Source organism: Nocardiopsis sp. CC223A (genome assembly GCF_030766825.1).
GTDB lineage: Bacteria > Actinomycetota > Actinomycetes > Streptosporangiales > Streptosporangiaceae > Nocardiopsis.
Map to the genome: position 1 here is coordinate 1 of NZ_JASFDV010000179.1, position 1,242 is coordinate 1,242.

Genomic DNA, 1,242 nt, shown 5'->3' on the forward strand with positions numbered 1-1,242 from the left:
GGGGTAGAGCGGGTACTTCTCGGTCAGTGTCCGGACCCGGGCGCGCAGCGACGCGGCGTCGAACCCGGGCTTGAGGGCCTCGGCGATGATGTCGGCGACCTCGGTGAAGTCCTCGTCGCCGAACCCGCGGGTGGCCAGCGCCGGGGTGCCGATCCGCAGCCCCGAGGTGACCATCGGCGGCCGCGGGTCGTTGGGCACCGCGTTGCGGTTGACCGTGATCCCGATCGAGTGCAGCCGGTCCTCGGCCTCTTGGCCGTTGAGCTCGGAGTCCACCAGGTCGACCAGCACCAGGTGCACGTCGGTGCCCCCGGAGGCCACCTTGACGCCGGCCGCGGCGGCGTCGGGCCGGGTCAGCCGCTCGGCGAGCAGCCGGGCGCCGGAGACGGTGCGGCGCTGCCGGTCGGCGAACTCCTCGCCCGCCGCGACCTTGAGCGCCACGGCCTTGGCCGCGATCACGTGCTCCAACGGGCCGCCCTGCATGCCGGGGAACACCGCGGAGTTGATCTTCCTGGCCAGTTCGGCGGTGGTGAGGATCAGGCCGCCGCGCGGGCCGCCCAGGGTCTTGTGCGTGGTGGTGGTGACCACGTCGGCGAACGGCACCGGGTTGGGGTGCAGGCCCGCCGCGACCAGGCCGGCGAAGTGCGCCATGTCGACCATGAGCAGGGCGTCCACGGAGTCGGCGATCTGGCGGAACCGGGCGAAGTCCAGCTGGCGGGGGTAGGCGGACCAGCCCGCGACGATCATCTTGGGGCGGTGTTCCTCGGCCAGGGCGGCGACCTCGTCGTAGTCGACGGTGCCGTCCTGGTCGCGGACGTGGTAGGCCACGGCGTTGAGGACCTTGCCGGAGTAGTTGATCCGCATGCCGTGGGTCAGGTGGCCGCCGTGGGCCAGGTCCAGGCCGAGGATGGTGTCGCCCGGGGTGAGCAGGGCGAAGTACACGGCGGTGTTGGCCTGGGCGCCCGAGTGGGGTTGCACGTTGGCGTGCTCGGCGCCGAACAGGGTCTTGGCCCGGTCGATGGCGAGCTGTTCGATCACGTCGACGTGCTCGCATCCGCCGTAGTAGCGGCGGCCGGGGTAGCCCTCGGCGTACTTGTTGGTCAGGACGGTGCCCTGGGCCTCGATGACGGCCTGGGGGGCGAAGTTCTCCGAGGCGATCATTTCCAGGGTGTCGCGTTGGCGGCCCAGTTCCGCGTCGACCGCGGCCGCGACTTCCGGATCGAGCTCGCTCAGGCTCTGGTTGAG

General features: G+C 71.7%; 1 protein-coding gene. It reads right to left on the reverse strand.

Annotation, left to right across the window (positions count from 1 at the left end; all coding sequences use genetic code 11):
• A partial coding sequence (gene glyA, locus QJS33_RS31240; protein ID WP_306371669.1) for a serine hydroxymethyltransferase occupies nucleotides 1-1,242 on the reverse strand: 1,242 nt, incomplete at both ends.